The 19840-nt window shown below is 62.1% G+C and carries 1 protein-coding gene (cut by a window edge); it reads right to left on the reverse strand.

The features are described 5' to 3' along the window. A protein-coding gene (locus RAS12_RS29560; protein ID WP_306944035.1) for an Ig-like domain-containing protein crosses the window boundary here: on the reverse strand, nt 1-19840 show its 3' portion. It continues 10247 nt past the right edge of the window; the window shows 19840 of its 30087 coding nt (coding positions 10248-30087); its start codon lies off the right edge, out of view; it ends in the stop codon at nt 1-3.

A 19840-nucleotide genomic window follows, 5' to 3' on the forward strand; every position in this document is an offset into this window, starting at 1 on the left:
CTAGTGGAGCACCAACTGGTGATTCGCCAGCAATGTCGCCAGATCAGTGTGTACGTTATTCAGTGTCAACAGCGCCGTAGGCGTGTAGGTGCTGCCAGTCCCGTCCCTGTCGATACTTATCACCGTATTGTTTCCCGAAGTCGAGGCCGATAGATAATTAGCGACGGTATCGCCGGAGTTGATAGTAGCCACGCCGTTGATGAGTTTGGCTTCGCCGCTGGCGTTAGGGGTAAAGCCCATCAGCAACCCGTTCAAGTTGATTTGATCAGCACCCGTAGTGGAGGCAAAGGCGCCCACTTTGAAGCCGTTGACCACATCCGCGCCCGTGCCATTGCCTCCCGTCGCACTGCTCGCGTTCAGCAGGTTATAAACCAGCGTGTCATGGCCCCCATTGATCAGATTGAAGGTATTGGTGCCGCCTCCGCTCTGGAACAGGTTGCTGCCTGCATTGCTATCCGTAAATGTGTTGATACCGGCGTCGCCAATAACCCCCTGAATATTATGGAAGGTGGCGGTGTTGTAGCCGGTGTTTTGCGCCGCGCTGTTGTTCAGGTTGATGTTCAGCGTGGTAGTCCCGGCGGCGCTGTAGTCGACGATGTTCAGTCCGCCGCTGCTGCTCCAGACCGCTGCGCCGCTGCTATCGGTGCCGGTGCCGCCCGCACCCTCATACACACTGGTGCCCGTCTGCGCCATGAAGGTGTCGTTGTATCCCGTACCGAGTAGGCTGCTGCCGCCGCCAGCGGCTCCGATATAGGCGTTGACATCGCTGGCACCGCTGGTGCCGGTAGCGGCGGTCAGTACATAGGCATGATCTGCGGCGCCGGGGGTCAGGTGCGACCAGGTGCTGTTCAGGTTGATGCTGTTGGTGGCGCCCACACCGTTCTCTCCTGCGGTGGCGCTGCTGACGCCGCCCACATTCTGGGAGACGCCATTGACGTTGTTCAGCAGCACGGCACTGTAGGTATGAGTGGCATTCAAACCGTAGAAATCTACGATACCGGTGCTGTTGTTGGTGCCTGTACCTGACTGCGGGTTGATGATGTCTGCAGCTACCACCAGGCCCGTCGTGTTATCCACCAGTTGGACCGTATTGCCGAAGTAAACGTTGATGCCGTTGGAATCCAAGATCCGCAGATGCAAACTGGTACCCGCCGCCACAGTGTTGGGGTTGACCACGGTGGCGGTGGCGCCGTTGGCGTAGAAGTACACCAAGTCCTGTGCCCCGTTCCAATTCAGGTCGGCGGTGACCGCGCCAGTGACGCCGGCCGTGCTGACGGTTGCCAGGGCGCTGGTGCTGAACAGGCCTCCGCCATTGTTGGTGTACAACTCGATCGGGCCGGTGCTGGTGCTGGCAGGCAGCTGGATGATGTCCAGCTTGCCGTCGGCGTTCCAGTCCACCGCCAAGCTACTGCCGCTGTTCTCGCTCAGGGTGGAAACCAGGTAGGTGGTCGCGTAGGCGCCGGTCGTGGCGCTGACCAGAGTGCCGCCGTTGTTGTACAGAATCCGCGGGATGGTGGACGCCGTCACCGTACCCGTGGCGTTGGTCTGACCGGCAGGCAGGAACAGGCTCATGTAGCCATTGCCACCGAAGTTGCCCCAGGTCATGGCACTGGCCGGTTGCTGGGTTTGGCCGGCGGCGCCGCCGTTTTCGTAGAACACGTTGTCCAGCACCTGGGTGCTGTTGAGCACGTTGTTGCCGTTGTTGCTGACGATCACCAAGCGGTAAGCGTTGCTGTCGGTGGCGGTCTTGGCGGCGCTGGTGTAGTTGCTGCCGTTGGTGCCGTGGTAGGCCAGGTCCACCGTGCCGTTGTTGCTGATGTCCACCGCCGACACTTCCTCATAGGCCGTGGCGTTGTTGATGTTGGTGGGTACGGGAGAACCTGTGTTGGTGTAGACGTAGTTGACGTCTTTGATCATGCCGGCCAGGCTGCCGTTGGTATTGACTACCAGCTGCGTGTTGTAGCCGCCCCCGCTGCTGTTGGCCGCGTTCGGAAAGGTGGAACCGTAGCTGATGCCGACGTAGCCGTTGCCTGTGTTGCTAAAGGCCGCCACACCGCTGTTGGACGCCGACACGTTGGCGCTGGTATTGCCTGTGCCACCGAGGTAGGTGCTGGTGTAGGCGGCGCCGTTGAAGGTCCAGGTGATCTGGCCGGCGGCATAGTTCTGGTTTTCGCCGAAGAGGCTCATATAACCGCTGCGGTTGTAGTCGATGAACGTAGCGGCAGTGGTGGATTGGCCAGACACGGCGATCAGACTGGTGGAGTAGTTGCCCAACGTGGCGCTGTTGCTGCCGGTGCTGTTGAATATGGTGTCATTCGACAGGAACTGCCAGCTGCCGTTGGTCCCCAAGGTAATGGCGGTGCCGGTGGCGCTGCCGCTGGTGCCGCTGGCATTGAAGGTGACGACTGGCGCGGCAGTGATAGTCAGTTGATTGCTGGTTTGGTTTTGCATCAGCACCGCGCCACTGCTGCTCAGTACTTGAGCCACCACGTTGTACGTGCCGGCAGCGAGGGTGCCCGCTTGCACCGACCAAGTATTGTTCAGCGCATCCACCTCTACGGCGCCGGTGCTGGAGCTGTAGGTGACCCCATTGATGATTACCCGCAGAGTCTCGCCCGATACCAGACCATCCACCAAGGTACCTGTGACCGTCGGCGTGGTATCCGTGGTGGAGACCGCATTCACATAGATCGCCGGGGTGCCGTTGATCACGATCTGCCCGTTGGCTAGCAGGGTAGAGAGGTTGGTTTGTACTCCGTTGAGGGTGGCCAGCACCGTGGAACTGTAGGCGCTGCCGGTGCCATCGCGGTCGATGCTTAGTACCGTGTTGCCGCCGGCGATGCTGGTGGACAGATAGTTACCGATGGTGTTGCCGCTGTTGATGGTGGCCACGCCATTGATGTACAACGCCTCGCCCGCTGCGTTCGGAGTGAAGCCCAGCAGCAGGTTGTTCAGGCTGATCACATCGGCACTGGCGTTGCTGTTGACCGAACCCACCGAGAAGCTATTGATGACATCGGCGGAGCCGTTGCCACCCGTGGCGTTGCTGGCGTTTTGCAGGGCGAAGACCACCGTATCGCCGCCATGGTTCAGGTTGAAGGTGTCCGCTCCGCCGCGTCCCATAAACAGGTTGCCGCCGGCGCTGCTGTCGGTGAAGACGTTGTTGCCGCTGCTGCCGTAAATGCCTTGGATATTTTGGAAGGTAGCCGTGTTGTAGCCGGTGTTCTGCGCCGCAATCAGGCTCAGGTTAACCGTCAGTGCGGTATTTCCCGCGGCGGAGTAATCGACGATGTTCATGCCACCGGTACTGCTCCACACCGATGCGCCGCTGCTGTCGATACTGGTGCCGCCCGCGCCGTTGTAAACGCTGGTGCCGCTCTGGGCATAGAAGGTGTCGTTATAGCCGGTGCCCACCAGCGGCCCGCCGCCACCGGCGGCGCCGGTGTAAGCATTGACCGGGGTTGCGCCGCTCGTGCCCAGCGCCGCGGTCAGCACATAGGCGTGGTTGGCCGCCCCCGGCGCCAGGTTGCTCCAGGCGCTGTTGAAGTTCACCGCTTGCACCGCACCGAGTCCGCCGGCCCCGGCGGTGGTGCTGGTGACCCCGCCGACGTTGGACAGCACGCCATTGATGGTGTTGAGCAGCACGGCGCTATAGGTGTGGTTGGGGTCCAGACCGTAGAAGTCCACGATGCCGGTGCTGTTGTTGGTGCCCAGGCCGTTCTGCGGGTTGATGATGTCCGCCGCCACCACCAGGCCGGTGGTGTTGTCGATCAATTGCACCGTGTTGCCGAAGTAGCTGTTGATGCCGCCCGGATCAAGGATGCGCAGATGCAGGCTGGTCCCCGGCGCGACCGCATTGGGGTTCGCGATGGTGTTGGCGCTGCCGTTGGCGTTGAAGTAGATCAGATCCTGCGCCCCGTTCCAATTCAGGTCGGCAAGCACCGCACCGGTTACCCCTGCGGTGCTGATGGTCGTCAGAGCGCTGGTGCTGAAGTTGCCGCCGCCCTGGTTGGTGTACAGCTGGATCGGACCGGTGCTGGTGCTGTTGGGCAACTGGATGATGTCCAGCTTGCCATCGGCATTCCAATCCACCGCCAGCGCCGAGCCACCGGCGCCATTGAGGCTGGTGGTGAGGTAGGTGGTGGCGTAGGCGCCGATGGTTGAGTTCACCAGCGTGCCGCCGTTGTTGTAGAGGATCTGCGGTGTGGTGCTGGCTGCCACCGTGCCGTTGGATGCGGTCTGCCCGGCGGTCAGGAACAGGCTCATGTAGCCGTTGCCGCCGAAGTTGCCCCAGGCCATGCCGGTATCCGCTTGCTGGGTCTGGCCGGTGGCGCCGCCGTTTTCGTAGAACACGTTGTCCAGCACCTGGGTGCTGTTGAGCACGTTGTTGCCGTTGTTGCTGACGATCACCAGACGGTAGGCGTTGCTGTCGGTGGCGGTCTTGGCGGCGCTGGTGTAGTTGCTGCCGTTGGTGCCGTGGTAGGCCAGGTCCACCGTGCCGTTGTTGCTGATGTCCACCACCGACACTTCTTCATAGGGTTGGGCGTTATTGACATTGGTCGGGATGGGCGAGCCGGCGTTGGTATAAACGTAGTTCACGTTCTTGATCATGCCGGCCAGGCTGCCGTTGGTATTGACCACCAACTGCGAGTTGTAGCCGCCACCGTTTTGAGCGTCATTCGGCCCGGTATCGCCGTAGATAATCCCGACATAGCCGTTGCCGGTATTTCCAAAAGCCGCCACGCCAGAGTTACCCACCTGGGTATTGGCACTGGTATTGCCGCTGCCATTGACGTAGGTGCTGGTGTAGGCGCTGCCGTTGAAGGTCCAGGCTACCTGGCCAGGGGTGGAGGTGCCGTTCTCGCCGAAGATGCTCATATAACCGCTGCGATTGAAGTCGATAAACGTAGCGCTGGCCGTGGACTGGCCCGAGACATAAAGCGGGGTGACAGAGAACGAACCCTGAGTGGCGTCGCTGTTGGCGGTGCTGTTGAAAAGCGCGTCATTGGCCAAAAACTGCCAGTCACCGTTGGCTCCCAGGGTAATCGCGGTGTCGGTGGCGGTGGAGGGCGTAACGACGTTGATACTGATACTGGCGGGAATGACCGGCACAGCGTTGATGGTCAACTCGTTGCTGCTCTGATCACGAACCAGCACGGTGCCGCTGCTGCTCAGTACTTGCGCCACCACACTGTAAGTACCGGCGCCCAGTGCGTTGGCGATCGGCACTTGCAATGACCAGGTGTTGTTCAGCGGGTCTACCGCTACCGCGCCGGTGCTGGAGCTGTAGGTCACGCCGTTGATGATCACCTGCATGGTTTCACCGCCCACCAGACCCAGCGCGAGGCTGCCGCTGACAATCGGTGTGGTGTTGGTGGTGGTCGCGGCGTTTACATACACCGCAGGCGCCGCGTTGATGACGATCTGCCCGTTGGCCAGCAGGGTCGCCAGGTTGGTCTGCACGCCGTTCAGGGTGAGCAGCGCGGTTGAGCCATAGGCGCTGCCTGCGCCATCGCGGTCGATGCTGATCACGGTGTTGCCACCGGTGATGCTGGTGGACAGGTAGTTGCCGATGGTGTCGCCACTGTTGATGGTGGCGACACCATTGATGTATAACGCCTCGCCCGCTGCGTTCGGGGTGAAGCCCAGCAACAGGTTGCGCAGGACGATCTGGTCGGCGTTCGCATTGCTGTTGTAGGAGCCCGCGACGAAGCCGTTGATCACATCGCTGGAACCATTGCCGCCGGTGGCGTTGCTGGCGTTTTGCAGGGCGTAGATCACCGAGTCGTGACCGCCATGGGTCAGGTTGAAGGTGTCTGCGCCGCCGCGTCCCATGAACTGGTCATCGCCGGTACCGTCGGTGAGCACGTTGGCGCCGTTGCTGCCGTAGATGCCCTGAATATTCTGGAAGGTGGCCGTGTTGTAGCCGGTGTTCTGGGCAGTACTCAGGCTCAGGTTGATGGTCAGCGCCGTGCTGCCCGCCGCGCTGTAGTCAACGATGTTCATGCCACCGGTACTGCTCCACACCGAGGCTCCTGTGTTGTCGATACTGGCGCCGCCCGCGCCGTAGTAGACGCTGGTGCCGGTCTCGGCATAGAAGGTGTCGTTGTAGCCCGTGCCCACCAGCGGTCCGCCACCGCCGGCCGCCCCGCTGTAAGCGTTGACTGCACTGGCGCTCGCCGTGCCCAGGGTCGCGGTCAGTACATAGGCATGGTTGGCCGCCCCTGGCGCCAGGTTGCTCCAGGTGCTGTTGAAGTTGACCGCTTGCACCGCGCCAAGTCCGCCGACCCCGGCGGTGGTGCTGGTGACCCCGCCGACGTTGGACAGCACGCCATTGATGGTGTTGAGCAGGACCGCGCTGTAGGTGTGGTTGGGGTTCAGGCCGTAGAAGTCGACAATGCCGGTGCTGTTGTTGACGCCAATTCCCGATTGCGGATTGATGATGTCGGCAGCGACCACCAGACCGGTGCTGTTGTCGATCAACTGCACGGTGTTGCCGAAGTAGATGTTGATGCCGCCCGGATCGACAATCCGCAGGTGCAGACTGGTGCCATAGGCCACCGGGTTGGCGTTGATCACCGTGTTGACGCCGCCATTGTTGTTGAAATACACCAGGTCCTGTGCGCCGCTCCAGTTCAGATCGGCGGTCACCAAGCCGCTGACGCCAAGGGCAGCGGTGCCCAGGGAACTGGTGGTGAAGTGACCTCCCCCCAGGTTGGTGTACAGCTGGATAGGGCCCGAGATACTGCCGTTGGGCATCTGGATGATGTCGAGCTTGCCGTCTGCATTCCAGTCCACTGCCACACTGCTGCCGTAGCTCTCGTTCAGCGATGAGCTCAGGAAGGTGCTGGCGTAAGCGCCGAAAGTGGAGCTCACTATGGTGCCGCCATTGTTGTACAGAATCCGTGGACTGGTGGACGCCGTCACCGCCCCCGAGGCATCGGTTTGACCGGCGATGAGGAACAGGCTCATGTAGCCGGTGCCACCGAAGTCGCCCCAGACCATCGCGCTGCCTGGTTGCTGGGTTTGGCCGGTGGCGCCGCCGTTTTCGTAGAACACGTTGTCCAGCACCTGGGTGCTATTGAGCACGTTGTTGGCGTTGTTGCTGACGATCACCAGGCGATAGGCGTTGCTGTCCGTGGCGGTCTTGGCGGCGCTGGTGTAGTTGCTGCCGTTGGTGCCGTGGTAGGCCAGATCCACCGTGCCGTTGTTGCTGATGTCCACCACCGACACTTCCTCGTAGGCCGTGGCGTTGTTGATGTTGGTGGGTACGGGAGAACCTGTGTTGGTGTAGACGTAGTTGATGTCCTTGATCATGCCGGCAATGGTGCCGTTGGTATTGACCACCAGCTGCGTGTTGTATCCCCCGTAGTTGCTGGCATTGTTCGGGAAGGATGAGCCGTAACTGATGCCCACATATCCATTGCCGGTGTTTTCAAACGCCGCCACACCGCCGTTGACCGCCGATACGTTGGCGCTGGTATTGCCGCTGCCATTGACCACGGTGGTGGTGTAGGCGCTGCCGTTGAAGGTCCAGGTCACTTGCCCGGGAGCGGCGTTGCCGTTCTCCCCGAAGATGCTCATGTACCCGCTGCGGTCGAAGTCGATGAAGGTGGCGCTGCTGGTGGTTTGGCCGTTGCCGATCGCAGTGGTGGAAAAGTTGCCAAGCGTGGCGCTGCTGCTGGCGTTACTGCTGAACACGGTGTCATTGGCCAGAATTTGCCAACCGCCGGTAGTACTCAGGGTGATAGCGACGTCGTAGGAGGTATTGCTGGCGCCGACGGCGTTGAAGTTGGTGACCGGCAGGGCGTTCACCACCAGCTCGCCGCTGGTCTGATCCTGCACCAGCACCGTGCCCGCAGTATTTACAACCTGCGCGGTCACGCTGTAGGTTCCGGTGGCGAGTGTGTCGGCAATCGGCAAGTGCACCGACCACGTGCTGTTTTGCAGGTCTACTGCTACCGCCCCGGTGCTGGAACTATAGGTCACGCCATTGACAATCACTTGCAGCGTCGTGCCTGTGCCCAGGCCCCCCACCAGAGTGCCGCTGATGATAGGCGTGTTGTCGGTGGTGCTCTCGGCGTTGACGGAGACCGAGGGCGCCGGATTGAGCAGGATCTGGCCGTTGGCCAGCAAGGTCGTCAGGTTGGTTTGAACGCTGTTCAGGGTCACCAGCGTGGTTGAGCTGTAGACGCTGCCACTGCCGTCTCGATCGATACTGAGCACCGTGTTGCCGCCGGTGATGCTGGTGGACAGGAAGCTGCCAATAGTGTTGCCGCTATTGATGGTGGCAACACCATTGATGTAGAGCGCTTCGCCCGCTGCGTTCGGGGTGAAGCCCAGCAGCAGGTTGCTCAGGACGATCTGGTCGGCGTTCGCATTGCTGTTGACCGAACCCAGCGTAAAGCCGTTGATCACATCGCTGGAACCATTGCCGCCGGTGGCATTGCTGGCGTTCTGCAGCGCGTAGATCACCGAGTCATGACCGCCATGGGTCAGATTGAAGGTGTCTGCGCCGCCGCGTCCCATGAACTGGTCGCCGCCACTGCCGTCGGTGAGCACGTTGGCGCCGCTGCTGCCGTAGATGCCCTGGATATTCTGGAAGGTGGCCGTGTTGTAGCCGGTATTCTGGGCGGTACTCAGGCTCAGGTTGATGGTCAGTGCTGTGCTGCCCGCCGCGCTGTAGTCGACGATGTTCATGCCGCTGGTGCTGGTCCACACGGATGCGCCGCTGCTGTCGGTCACCGTGCCCCCGGCGCCGTTGTAGACGCTGGTGCCAGTTTGAGCATAGAAGGTGTCGTTGTAGCCGGTGCCCACCAGCGGCCCGCCGCCACCGGCGGCGCCGGTGTAGGCATTGACTGGCGTTGCGCCGCTCGTGCCCAGCGCAGCGGTCAGCACATAGGCGTGGTTGGCTGCCCCCGGAGTCAGGTTGGCCCAGGTGCTGTTGAAATTGACCTGTTGTACGTCGCCGACGCCGCCGGCGCCTGTCGTAGTCGCTGTGACGCCGCCGACGTTGGCCGAGCCTCCTCCGATGCTGTTGAGCAGCACGGCGCTGTAGGTGTGGTTGGGATTCAGGCCGTAGAAATCAACAATACCGGTGCTGTTGTTGGTGCCCAGTCCGTTTTGCGGATTGATGATGTCTGCCGCCACCACCAGGCCGGTGCTGTTGTCGATCAGCTGGACGGTGTTGCCGAAGTAGCTGTTGATGCCGCCCGGATCAAGGATGCGCAGGTGCAGGCTGGTGCCCGCCGCCACGGTGTTGGGGTTCATCACGGTGGCGGTGGAGCCATTGGCGTTGAAGTACACCAGGTCCTGGGTACCATTCCAATTCAGGTCGGCGACGACCGCGCCTGTAACTCCGGCGGTGCTGATCGTGGCCAAGGCGCTGGTGTTGAAGTTACCGCCGCCCAGGTTGGTGTACAGCTGGACCGGGCCGGTGCTCGTGCTGTTTGGCAACTGGATGATGTCCAGCTTGCCATCGGCGTCCCAGTCCACCGCCAGCGCCGAGCCGCCGACGCTATTGAGCGTGGTGGTGAGGTAGGTGGTGGCGTAGGCCCCAAGTGTCGATTGCACCAGGGTGCCGCCATTGTTGTAGAGAATTCTTGGAGTGCTGGTGGCGATGACTGCGCCGTAGGCCGAGGTCTGTCCGGCTGTCAGGAACAGACTCATGTAGCCGTTGCCGCTGAAGTCGCCCCAGGCCATGCCGGTGGCCGGCTGTTGCGTCAGGCCACTGGCGCCGCCGTTTTCGTAGAACACGTTGTCCAGCACCTGGGTGCTGTTGAACGTGCCAGCACCGCTGTTGCTGACCAGTACCAAGCGGTAGGCGTTGCTGTCGGTAGCAGTCTTGGCGGCGCTGGTGTAGTTGCTGCCGTTGGTGCCGTGGTAGGCAAGCCCCACCGTGCCACTGTTGGTGAAGTCGACGGCTGAAACCTCTTCGTAGGGCTGGGCGTTGTTGGTGTTGGTCGGCGCCGGTGAACCCACATTGCTGCTGACGTAGTTCGCGCTCTTGATCATGCCGGCAATGGTGCCGTTGGTATTGACCACAAGCTGCGTGTTGTAGCCGCCACCGTTTTGCGAGTCGTTGGGGCCGGTATCGCCGTAGACAATGCCGACATAGCCGTTGCCGGTGTTTTCAAAGGCGACCACGCCCCCACTGGCCGCCGATACGTTGGCGCTGGTATTGCCACTGCCGCCGACGTAGGTGGTGGTATAGGCACTGCCGTTGAAGGTCCACGTTACCTGGCCCGGGCTGGCGTTGCCGTTCTGCCCGAAGAGGCTCATGTACCCGCTGCGGTTGAAGTCGATAAAAGTGGCACTGGCGCTGGACTGGCCGGACACGGCGATCGAGGTGGTGGAGAACGCCCCCTGTGTGCGGCTGCTGTTGGCGGTACTGGTAAACACGGTGTCATTGGCCAGGATCTGCCAGTCGCCATTGGCTCCCAGGGTAATGGCGGTATCCGTGGCACTGTTGCTGGAGCCAGTGGCGGCAAAACTGCCGCTGGGAGGCGCGGTGACGCTCAACTGGTTGTTGCTCTGGTCCTGCACCAGCACCGCGCCGCTGCTGCTCAGTACTTGCGCCACCACGTTATAGGTGCCGACCGCCAACGGGCTGCCGGCAGCCACCTGGACCGACCAGGTGTTGTTCAGCGGGTCTACCGATACCGCGCCGGTGCTGGAGCTGTAGGTCACGCCGTTGATGATTACCTGCATGGTTTCACCGCCCACCAGACCCAGCGCGAGGCTGCCGCTGACAATCGGTGTGGTGTTGGTGGTGCTCTCGGCGTTCACATACACCGCTGGCGCCGCGTTGATGACGATCTGCCCGTTGGCCAGCAGGGTCGCCAGATTGGTCTGCACGCCGTTCAGGGTGAGCAGCGCGGTTGAGCCATAGGCGCTGCCTGCGCCATCGCGGTCAATGCTGATCACGGTGTTGCCGCCGGTGATGCTGGTGGACAGGAAGCTGCCGATGGCGGTGCCGCTATTGATGGTGGCCACGCCATTGATGTACAGCGCCTCGCCCGCTGCGTTCGGGGTGAAGCCCAGCAACAGGTTGCGCAGGACGATCTGGTCGGCGTTCGCATTGCTGTTGTAGGAGCCCGCGACGAAGCCGTTGATCACATCGCTGGAACCATTGCCGCCGGTGGCGTTGCTGGCGTTTTGCAGGGCGTAGATCACCGAGTCGTGACCGCCATGGGTCAGGTTGAAGGTGTCTGCGCCGCCGCGTCCCATGAACTGGTCATCGCCGGTACCGTCGGTGAGCACGTTGGCGCCGTTGCTGCCGTAGATGCCCTGAATATTCTGGAAGGTGGCCGTGTTGTAGCCGGTGTTCTGGGCGGTACTCAGGCTCAGGTTGATGGTCAGCGCCGTGCTGCCCGCCGCGCTGTAGTCAACGATGTTCATGCCACCGTTAGGGCTCCAGACCGAGGCTCCTGTGTTGTCGATACTGGCGCCGCCCGCGCCGTTGTAGACGCTGGTGCCGGTCTCGGCATAGAAGGTGTCGTTGTAGCCCGTGCCGGTCAGCGGCGAACCGCCACCCGCTGCGCCGGTGTAGGCATTGACAAGGTTGCTGCCACTTGTGCCCAGCGTCGCCGTGAGCACATAGGCATGGTCGGCTGCCCCTGGCGCCAGGTTGCTCCAGGTGCTGTTGAAGTTGACCGCTTGTACCGCACCGACTCCGCCGGCCCCGGCGGTGGTGCTGGTGACCCCGCCGACGTTGGACAGCACGCCGTTAATGGTGTTGAGCAGCACGGCGCTGTAGGTGTGGTTGGGGTCCAGACCGTAGAAGTCGACGATGCCGGTGCTGTTGTTGGTGCCCAGGCCGCTCTGCGGGTTGATGATATCTGCCGCCACCACCAGGCCGGTGCTGTTGTCGATCAGCTGGACCGTGTTGCCGAAGTAGATGTTGATGCCGCCCGGATCGACGATCCGCAGGTGCAGACTGGTGCCATAGGCCACCGCGTTGGGGTTCATCACGGTGGCGTTGGTGCCGTTGGCGTAGAAGTACACCAGGTCCTGGGCGCCATTCCAATTCAGGTCGGCGGCGACTGCGCCGGTGACCCCTGTGGTGCTGATAGTGGCCAGGGTGCCGGTACTGAAGTTGCCGCCGCCCAGGTTGGTGTACAGCTGGATTGGGCCGGTGCTGGTGCTGTTTGGCAACTGGATGACGTCCAGCTTGCCATCGGCGTCCCAATCTACCGCCAATGCCGAGCTGCCGGCGCCATTAAGGGTGGTGCTCAGGTAAGTGGTGCTGTAGGGGCCGACGGTGGAGCTGACCAGGGTGCCACCGTTGTTGTAGATGATCTGCGGCGTGGTGGTCGCCGCCACGGTGCCGTTGGACGAGATCTGCCCAGCGGTCAGGAACAGGCTCATGTAGCCATTGCCACCGAAGTTGCCCCAGGCAAGGCCAGTGGCCGGTTGCTGAGCCTGGCCGGTGGCGCCGCCGTTTTCGTAGAACACGTTGTCCAGCACCTGGGTGCTGTTGAGCACGTTATTGCCGTTGTTGCTGACGATCACCAGCCGGTAAGCGTTGCTGTCGGTAGCAGTCTTGGCGGCGCTGGTGTAGTTGCTGCCGTTGGTGCCGTGGTAGGCCAGGTCCACCGTGCCGTTGTTGCTGATGTCCACCACCGACACTTCCTCGTAGGCCGTGGCGTTGTTGATGTTGGTCGGTGCGGGAGAACCTGTGTTGGTGGAGACGTAGTTGACGTCTTTGATCATGCCGGCAATGGTGCCGTTGGTATTGACCACCAGCTGCGTGTTGTAGCCGCCCCCGCTGCTGTTGGCCGCGTTCGGAAACGTGGAACCGTAGCTCAGGCCGACATAGCCGTTGCCGGTATTTTCAAAGGCCGTCACGCCGCTGTTGGACGCCGACACGTTGGAACTGGTGTTGCCGCTGCCAGTGACGTAGGTGTTGGCGTAGGCGCTGCCGTTGTAGGTCCAGGCTACTTGCCCCGCAGCGTAATTCTGGTTCTCGCCGAAGAGGCTCATATAGCCGCTGCGGTTGTAGTCGATGAACGTGGCGCTGGTGGTGCTCTGGGACGCTACCGCGATTGAGGTGCTGGTGAAGTTGCCCAGGGTGGCGTTGCTGACGCCGTTACTGGCGTAGACGGTGTCGTTGGCAACAATCACCCAGGCGCCGTTTTGCAGGGTAATGGCGGTATCCGTCGCACTGTTGCTGATGCCACTGGCCCGGAAGCTGGTGGACGGCACGGCGCTCACGATCAGCTGGCCGCTGCTGTGCGAATCCGCCATCAGTGTGCCGCTGCTGGTGAAGACGCCGGCGCCCACGGTATAGGTGGCGGCGGCCAGCGCATTGACGATGGGCACCTGTAGCGACCAGGTATGGTTTAACGGATCGACCACCACGGCCCCATTGGCGGAACTGTAGGTAACGCCATTCAGCACCACGAGCATGTACTCGCCGTTGGCCAGGGCAAAAGGCACGGTGCCGCTGATGACCGGCAGGGTGTTGACGGTGGTTACGCTGGTTACCGTGATCACTCCCTGGGTGTTGGAGGACGACAGCAGCAACTGGTTATTCAGCAGCAGGGTCGGCAGGTCGGTGGCCACGCCATTCAAGGTTGCCAGGGTGTGGAAGTTGCCGGAACCGGTGAGGTCAACGCTGACCGTGGTGTTGGCGCCGTTATTGCTTACCTGCAAGTAGTTGTTCAGGCTCTGGGAGGCGACATCCAGCTGGTACTTGGCGCTGGTTTGATCGTAGTAGAGGTAGGCCGTGCCGTTGTAGCCGGACAGCAGTCCGCTCAGGTCCAGGACATCGGCATTTGCAGTGCTGCTGACATTGCCCAGCACAAATCCGTTGACCGTATTGGTGCCATTGCCGCCGGTGGCATCGGCGCTGTTGAGCAGCGGGAACAGCAGGGTCGTATGCCCGCCGCCGCCGGTCAGGTTGAAGACGTTGTTGCCGCCACCGCCCTGAAACTGGTTGTTGACGTTGGCGGTAGTGCTGGAGGTAAAGGTGTCATTGCCGGCGTTGCCGATGATGCCCTGGATATTGTTCAGGGTGACCGTGTTGTAGCCGGTGTTCTGGGCGGTAGTCGTGTTGAGGTTGATGTTCAGCGCGGTGCTGCCGGCCAGGGCAAAGCTGAGGACGTTCATGCCGCCTGAAGCGATCCAGGCCGGGGTGCCATAACTGGCGCCGCTCAAGCCTCCGGAACCGTTGTAGGTATTGGTGCCGAGGGTAGCGAAGAAGGTGTCGTTGTAGCCGGTGCCGGTAAAGCTGCCGGTGGCAGTGGCGGTTCCCGCCTCCGCCGCCAGCACATAGGCATTGGTGGCAGCGCCCGGGGTCAGGCCGGTCCAGGTGCTATTGACGTTCTGCACCGTGAGGCTGCCCACGGCCGGCAGGCCGCCCACATTGGAGGCGATCCCGCCGATGCTGCGCAGCAGGACCGCAGTGTAGGTGCTGGTGGGATTGAGCCCGTAGAAATCGACGATGCCGGTACCGTTGTTGGTGAACAGCCCGGACTGCGGATTGAGGATCTGGGATTGCACCAGTTTGCCGGTTTGGTCGAACAGCTGGACGATATTGCCGTAGTAGTCGTTGATGCCGTTGGGGTCCAGGATGCGCAGGTGCAGGCTGGTGCCATAGGCCGTCGGATTGGCGTTGCTGATGACCACGCTGGCCGCTGCCGACTGGTGCATGACGATGTCCATCGCGCCATCCCAGTTGTAGTCCACCGCCATCGCGCCCGTCACGCCGTTGTAGGTGCTGCTGCCGGTCAGCGCGACGCCGGTGGCGAAGTAGCCATTTCCCTGGTTCATATACAAGGTCGGCGAGCCGGTCACACCAAAGGCCGGGAACTCGATGGCGTCCATCTGGCCATCATGGTTCCAGTCGATGGCGAGCGATGCTCCGCCCTGCATGCTGTTGGCAAAGTAGGTGGCGGTGCCGCCGGTGGTGGTGCCCGTGGCCGCTGAGGTGGTGCCAAAGGCTCCGGCGCCGTTGTTCCAGTAGATGCGCCCGCTATTGGAGTCGGCGGTATTGGCGGCGTTGCGCCCGTTGTTCAGGTACAGGTCCACGTAGCCGTCATTGTTGAAGTCGGCCCAGGTCATGGAGATCGGCGTGGTCGAGTTGCCAGCCACGGGAGTATTGAATACCCCGGCAATGCTGTTGACGCTGCTGAAGGTGTTGGTGGTGGCCTGATTGTTCATCAGGGTGGTCAGGGCAAAGTTGCCGCTGCCGTTGGTGTGTTCGATCACATCCACCACACCGGTGTTGTTGAGGTCTACCGCCGATACTTCCGCGTAGCTGTTGATGGTGGCGATCGCCCCCGTGCCGCTGGGCCTTCCCGTGCCCGCGGTCGCGGTGCCATTCATCCAGGTCAGGGTGCCCGTGGTGTTGGTGACAAAGGCCAGCGTGTTGTTGTTGCTGTTGCCGAACGCAAAGCCCAGGTACCCGCCGCCGGTCTTATCGAACGCTGCCACGCCGCCGTAGGCCAGCGAGTTGCCGGTGAGTGTGCCCTGGGTGTAGCTTACGCCGTTGGTGGTAGTCCAGTAGCTCTGCTGCGCGATGTTGTTGCCCTCGGAGACCAGCGCCGCGAAGCCGCTGCGCTTGATATCGGCGAAGCTCGCGCCTGTGGATTGCTGGCCGCTGTTGGCCAGGTTGATGGCGTTGTAGCTGGTCAGGCCGGTGCTGGTGTAGATCGCTTCATTGGTGCCGCCGCTGACGTCCTGAGAGAAGGTCCACAGGCCGTTGTTGCCCAGCGTCAGGCTGGCGCCGGAGGTCAGGTTGCCGGCGAAACCGTTGCCCCAGGTGGCGGCGGCCGTGATGGAATTGTTGGCGGCCACCACGCTGATCTGGGTCACGCCACTGAGCAGGCTGCGGTTGCCGGCGGGGTCGAGTTGCAGGAAGGCAAGGTTGTAGTTGCCCAGCGATAGCCCGGCCACGCTGATCGACCAGGAACCATCCGCCGCCACCGTGGTGCTGGCCAGTACCGGATCGATGCCCTGGGCGTAAATGCCGTTGTTGTTGACGTCGTTGATCAGGGCGATCGTGTTGCCGGGAGTTCCTGGCAGCGAGTTGATGCTATTAAAGGTCAAGCTGGTGGCGGTGGTGATTTCGTCGCCCACGACCCCGGTGTCATTGGCTGTGAGCAGGGTTGGCGCCAGCAAGCTTTGCAAGGGCGCGACCGTCTGCACCGTCAAGAGTTGTGAGGTCACGCCCGCCGCCACGTTGCCGGCCACATCCACCGCCCGCAATTGATACGTGACGTTGCTGGTGCGTGTAGTCGGGTCGATGTAGATCCAGGTGTGGGTGCTGGTATTGACCGTGGTGTTGGCCCAGGTGATGCCGCCGTCACTGCTGATTTGCAGAAACTGGCTGGCGAGCAGGGTGCCGGTGTAGTTGCCGTTGATAATCACCGACGGATCACGGGTGACAAAATCGTTGTTGCTGGCGTTGTTGGTAGTGCTGCCAGTACCGGTCAGCAGGCCCTGCGCGGTGTCGGTGACCTCGGTCTGCACGCTGATCGCGGTGACGGCTGGTGGTGTGGTGGCGATGACCACGGTTTGGGTGCCGGCGGTGCTGAAGCTGCCTTGCAGATTGATTACCCGCGCCTCGAAGGTGTAGCTGCCCTGAGCCAGAGTGCTGGCGGTGTTGTCCAGGGCATAAAGGTTGCCGCTGGTTTGCGTCGCAGTGCGCCAGGTGTTGCCGCCGTCCAGGCTGATCTGCACGTAATCATTGACCCCCAGGGTGCCGGTCACCGTGGCAGTGATGGTCAGTTGAGCCGCGCCGGTGATGAAGTCGGTACCGCTGTTGCCGGTGTCTGGGCTGATGGAACTGATGGCTGCCGTGGCGGTGGGCAGCCCGTTGTAGATCACCACCATCTGGCTGACGTTGGAGCCGATATTGCCCGCCACGTCCACCACCCGCGCTTGCACGGTGTAGGTGCCGTTGGCCAGGGTGTTGGCGCTGTTGTTGAAGGTCCATGCGGTGCCCGTGGTGGCGGCTGTCTGCCAGGTGCTGCCGCCATCGAGGCTGATCTGTACCGATTGCTGGCTGTTCAGCGTGCTGCTTAACGTGCCGTTGAACACGAGGTTGTTGCTGGCGGTAATGAAATCGCTGGCGCTGCTGCCGGTGTCCGGGGTGATCGAGGTGATGGCGATACTTTCATTGGGTATCGCCGTGTTGACGATCAGCACCTGGTTGGCGGTATGGCCGATATTGCCCGCCTGGTCGATCACTTCCACTTTAAGGTTGTAGCTGCCGTCGGCCAGCACCGAAGCGCTGTTGTTGTAGCTCCAGGTGGTGCCGCTGACGGTGGCGATGCTCCAGCTCACGCCCCCGTTGAGGCTGAACTGGACAGACTCGCCGCTGCCCAAAGGAGCACTCAGTGCGCCCTGGAACTGCAAGGTGTTGACGTTGGTGATGAAGTCGCTGCTGCTCACGCCCGAATCCGGGGTGACCAAGGCGATGGTGATGATTTGGCTCGGCGCAGTGCTGTCTACCACCACGGTCTGGCTGGTACTCAGGCCGATGTTGCCGGCGGTGTCGATGACGCGCGCCTGGACAGCGTAGCTGCCGTCGCTCATCACATTGGCGGTGTTGTTGTAGTTCCAGGTGCTGCCGGTGGCGCTCGCGTTGCGCCAGGTGAGCCCGCCATCCAGGCTGATCTGTACATACTGATTGCTGGCCAGCGCACTACCCAGATTGCCGTTAAAGATTAGTGTGTTGCTGGTGGTCAGGTAGTCGCTGTTGCTGACGCCCGTATCCGGTGTGACGGAAGCGATGGTGATGCTTTGCGTTGGCGCGGTGGTGTTGACCACCAGGGCTTGATTGCCGGTATTGCCCTGGTTGCCCGCCGCGTCCACCACCCGTGCCTTGATGTTGTACACGCCGTCGGCCAGGGTGTTGGCCGAGTTGTCATAGCTCCAGGCGGTGCCGCTGACGACACTATTGAGCCAGGTGTTGCCGCCGTCCAGGCTGATCTGGGCGATATCGCCCGCGGCCAGGGCAGTTCCCAGCACTCCGGTGAACACCAGGTGGCTGGAACCGGTGATGAAGTCGGTACCGCTGACACCGGTATCCGGGCTGATGGCGGCGATGCTGATGGTTTCGCTGACACTGGGCGGCGAGGTCTTGACGGTCAGGCTGAAGTTGCTCGAGGCGGTGCCTTGCAGGCCGGCCACATCGGTGATCACCGCATCGAAGGTGTAGTCGCCCTGAGCCAGGGTGCCTAGCTGGTAAGTCCAGGTACTTCCGCTGACCGCAGCATTGCCCAGCAAAGTGGCGCCTTGAAAGATCTGCACGATGTCACCGGGTTTGAGCCCGGTGACGGTGCCGTTGAGTAACGGCGCGCTGTCGTTGGTGCTGGTGCCGCTGGTGAATATGCCGCTCTGCGGGAAGATGTCATCGGTATAGCTGGTGATCGCCACGCTGTTGCCGGTGGTGGGCGCCGTGGTGATGACCTGCACAGCCTGGCTGGTGGCGCTGCTGGCGTTTCCGGCGCTGTCGGCCACCCGGGCTTCAAAGGTGTAGGTGCCTGCGGCTACGGCATTGGCGCTGTTGTCGTAGGCGTAGGTATTGCCGCTGACCAGGGCTGCGGCGTGCCAGGTACTGCCGCCGTCCAGACTGATCTGGACGAATTGGTTGCTGGCCACGGAGCCAGTCACGGTGGCGCTGATCACCAGGCTCTGGTCGCTGGTGATGAAGTCGCTGCCGCTGGTGCCGGTGTCCTGGGAAATGCCACTGATGGCGGCGGTGGCGCTGGGGATCTGGGTATTGATCCCCACTGCCTGGCTGACCTCGGTCGTGGTATTGCCCGCCAGGTCAATCAATCGCGCTTGGACGGTGTAGGTGCCGTCTGCCAGCACATTGGCGGTGTTGTTGTAGCTCCACGTGACGCCGCTGACATTGGCCGCATGCCAGGTGGCGCCGGCGTCCAGACTGATCTGCACGCCGGCCCCGGCCGGTAGCGCAGTGGCCAGGGTGCCGCTGAAAATCAGTTGATTCGCATTGGTGATGAAATCACTGGCGCTAACCCCGGTATCAGGACTGATTGCGGTAATCGCCACAGTATTGGCCGGCGCACTGGTGGCAATCACCACTGCCTGGGTCCCGGCGGCGCTGGCATTGCCGGCCGCGTCCACCACGCGCGCTTCAAAGGAGTAGTTGCCCGCAGCCAAGGCGCTGGCGCTATTGTCATAGGCGTAGGTATTGCCGCTGACCAGGGTTGCGGCATGCCAGGTCGTGCCGCCGTCCACGCTGATCTGCACACTATTGCCGCTGGCCAGCGTGCCGTTTACCGTGGCGTAGACCTGCAAGGTCTGGTCGTTGGTCACGAAGTCGCTGGCGCTGCTGCCGCTGTCCACACTGATCGAGGCGACGCTCGCGGTGGCGCTGGGGGCCGCCGTGGCAATCTGCACCACTTGGGTTGCGAGCTGGCCAGTATTGCCGGCCGTATCGATGACCCGCGCTGCGACGTTGTAGTTGCCCGCAAGCAAGGTATTGGCGCTGTTGTCGTAGGCCCAGCTGTTGCCGCTGACACTGGCGCTCTGCCACGTGTTGCCGCCATCCAGGCTGATCTGTACGGACTGATTCGCGGCCAGGGCGCTGCCCAGGCTGCCGTGAAGTACCAGGTTTTGCCCGCTGGTGATGAAGTCGCTGCTGCTGGACCCGGTATCCGGGGTGATCGAGGTGATGGCGATGCTTTCCGTTGGCGCCTGGGTATTGATCACGACGGTCTGGACGGCGCTCTGGCCAATATTGCCAGCAACATCCGTCACCCGCGCCTGTACGCTGTAGCTGCCATTGGCCAGCACATTCGCGCTGTTGTCGTAGGTCCAGGCCGTGCCGCTGACACTGGCGGTTTGCCAGGTGCTGCCGCCG

The organism is Achromobacter seleniivolatilans (assembly GCF_030864005.1).
Lineage (GTDB): Bacteria > Pseudomonadota > Gammaproteobacteria > Burkholderiales > Burkholderiaceae_B > Achromobacter > Achromobacter seleniivolatilans.